Origin of the sequence: Thermus sp. LT1-2-5, assembly GCF_040363165.1 — a bacterium.
In the GTDB taxonomy this organism is placed as follows: domain Bacteria; phylum Deinococcota; class Deinococci; order Deinococcales; family Thermaceae; genus Thermus.
The window spans coordinates 1-2,542 of sequence record NZ_BSRG01000030.1 but is presented as its reverse complement, the minus strand read 5'-3'; the positions used below and the strand labels follow the sequence as shown (position 1 = coordinate 2,542).

Below are 2,542 nucleotides of genomic sequence, written 5' to 3'. Positions count from 1 at the left end.
AGGCGGGTCTTCTTGTGGGTCTTTGGGTCCAGGGAGAGCTCCAGGAGGAGCCGGTCCTCCTCCGGGGTCAGTTGGATCCGAAGAGGGGCTGCCATGTTGAGATAATACAGGGTTGGCACTTAGGCTGCAACACGCCTTCCGCACCCAGGTCTACCGGGCGCTTTAGCGGAGAGCCTGGATCCGCCGTAGGGCCTCCGGGATGTCCTCGTCGCGGAGGTCCCGGTGGGTGACGAAGCGCACCCGCCCCCCTACTGCCCCGGCCAGGATGCCTTGGGCCCTCAGTTGCGCCAGGAAGTCTTGCGGCTCTTCCACGCTTAGGTAGACCATGTTGGTCTGCACCGCTTGCACGTCCACCGCAAACCCCAGGCGGAAAAGCCCCCGGGCCAAGGCCTGGGCCATCTCGTGGTCCCGTGCCAGGTGCGCAGGGCCCTCGTTGAGGGCCACCATTCCCGCCGCCGCTAAGACCCCCGCTTGGCGCCAACCGCCGCCCAGGAGCTTGCGGTAGCGCAACGCCTCGGGCAAGAGGGCCTTAGGGAGGAGGAGCAGGCTTCCCACCGGGGCCCCGAGCCCTTTGGAGAGGGAAACCATGACCGTGGTGAAGGTTGGCCATGGTTCCCGTGGGGAGGAAGAGGGCTGCTTCAAAACCGAGCCGCTCCGCCGCCATGGCCTGGAGGCGGTTCACCGTGGGGTCCTCCCCGTAAACGTCGTCCCCCACTTCCGCTTCGGCCATGGCCCGGCGCATGGCCGGGGTGGGCCGGGTGAGGGTGTCGCTCCGCAGGTCTATGGTCCTCATGCCGCCTCCACCCCTACGGCAGCGGCGAGGTCTGGGGGTAGGAGGAAGACCTCCTGTCCCAGCGCCACCCGCACCCCGTTGTGCCGCTCCAGGACCCGCAGACGGGCGCCCGGCACCAGGCCGAGCCGGGCCAGGAGGTTCAGGGTACCCGGGTCTTGGACCAAGGCCCGCACCACCCGCACCTCTCCCAGCGGGGCCTCGGCCAAGGGTGTGGCGGGCGCCTCGGGCAGGGCCAGGTCCTGGGTGGGGATGGGGTCCCCGTGGGGGTCAAAGGGGGGGTGGCCCAGGAGCTCGGCGATGCGGGCTTCAAAGGCCTCGCTGATCACGTGTTCCAGGCGCTCGGCTTCCTCATGCACCTCTTCCCAGCCGAAACCCAGGGCCTGGTGCAGGTAGGCCTCGAGGAGGCGGTGGTGGCGCAGGACTTCTAGGGCTACCTTCCGCCCGGCAAGGGTCAGGCTTGCCCCCTGGTAAGGCTGGTGGTCCACAAGGCCGAGAAGGGCTAGCTTCTTTAGCATCTCGGTGGCCGAGGGGGGGCGAACCCCCATGCGGGTGGCTAGGGCCTGGGTGGAAACCGGTGTCTGGCCCTCGAGCTCCAAGAGGAGGAGGTTCTTCAGGTAATCTTCCTGGGCTTCGGAAAGTTGAGGTCGCGGCATAGGGTTCCGGGACGCTCAGCTTAGGCTAGTATAGCCTGAATCGCCCCTGAACTTCAAAAGAGGGTCTCGCAGTCTTAACGGCTCCGAGAGGATGAAGAAAGGAGAAAGCTTCCAACACCGTATGCCTCTCCAAGCAGTAAAACGGCTGTGTCCTCACGTACCTGCCTCAGGAAAGGTCGTACCCCCTCCCACAGGTGCAGGTAGACCCGCACCCCGCACTTGCTTCCCCCTGCTCCCCATTCCCCTTCGCTTTGAGGAAGGTTCCGGGGGGGCGCTTTGGAGACCCACAGGGTCCAAGGCGGTAAAGGATTGTGGGGAAGAGGTATTGCGGGTGCTTGGGCTTGGAAGGGGCACGTAGGCGGATGCCGGGCGTGGAGTCCGAGGCCTATATCTACCCCGTGGGATGGATGGCGGTCATGTCTGAATTGCACCCAAGACGCAAGGTAGATGTGCTAAGCTTTCGCCGATGACGTCCGCGCCCGTTCGCTTCGGCACCGAGGGATTCCGGGGGGTGATCGCCCAGGACTTCCCCTTTGTCACCCTCCACCCTCTGGCTTTGGGGAGGGGTGGGGACGAGGTCATCGTCACCATTGGCTTGGAGGACCTGGTCATCGTGCGGGAAGGCAAGGTCACCCTCATCGCCCGTAAGGACCAAGTGGCTAGACTAAAGGAGGTGTTGCGGGATATGGCGGCGTTGGGGGAGGAGCTATGAAACGGGTGGCGGTGGTGGGTGGGGGCTACGTGAGCTCAAGGGAGTTTGGCGGAAGCCTTTCTTCTATCGTCTTTCTTTCCTTGCCCCAGGACGACCCCAGACAACGGCGGCCAGACATCACCTTGGCCAAAAGGCTTTTGGGCTGGGAGCCCCGCACCCCTGTGCGGGAGGGGCTTAGGCTGACCATTGCCTACTTCCGGGGGGTGGTGGGCCATTCTTAGCGCAGGCCGCTTGCGCCGCTTTATTGGCCTCCTCTTGCACTCCGGGACCGGTCGGAACCTCTTCTATCTCTACCTTGTCCAGGGGGCGAACTACCTTTTTCCCTTGCTTACCCTCCCGTACCTGTCTCGAGTTTTGCGCCCAGAAGGCTTTGGGGTTCTGGCG

General features: G+C 64.7%; 4 protein-coding genes and 1 pseudogene. 3 read left to right on the top strand and 2 right to left on the bottom strand.

Translation table 11 applies throughout. The features are described 5' to 3' along the window. Positions 1-162 precede the first annotated feature (162 nt). Both ABXG85_RS12860 and mntR read right to left on the bottom strand, forming a co-directional pair. Positions 163-793, bottom strand: a pseudogene (locus ABXG85_RS12860) (beta-eliminating lyase-related protein). Continuing rightward, positions 790-1,446 carry a manganese-dependent transcriptional regulator MntR gene (gene mntR / locus ABXG85_RS12855; protein ID WP_353513999.1) on the bottom strand — a complete coding sequence of 219 codons (657 nt, stop codon included), beginning with the start codon at positions 1,444-1,446 and terminating at the stop codon, positions 790-792. The pseudogene ABXG85_RS12860 and the gene mntR overlap by 4 nt, the downstream one beginning before the upstream one ends. A gap of 466 nt (positions 1,447-1,912) precedes the next feature. On the opposite strand from mntR, the gene ABXG85_RS12850 reads away from it, so the two are divergent. The 3 genes from ABXG85_RS12850 to ABXG85_RS12840 all read left to right on the top strand — a co-directional run. Beyond that, entirely contained in the window at positions 1,913-2,158 is a 246-nt protein-coding gene (locus ABXG85_RS12850; RefSeq protein ID WP_353513998.1) for a hypothetical protein, read from the top strand. Beyond that, complete coding sequence (locus tag ABXG85_RS12845; RefSeq protein ID WP_353513997.1) at positions 2,155-2,379, top strand: hypothetical protein; 225 nt, start codon at positions 2,155-2,157, stop codon at positions 2,377-2,379. Before ABXG85_RS12850 ends, ABXG85_RS12845 begins: the two co-directional genes overlap by 4 nt. Next, positions 2,345-2,542 (top strand): oligosaccharide flippase family protein (locus tag ABXG85_RS12840; RefSeq protein WP_353513996.1); only part of this gene is annotated, 198 nt, incomplete at its 3' end. The genes ABXG85_RS12845 and ABXG85_RS12840, both read left to right, overlap by 35 nt.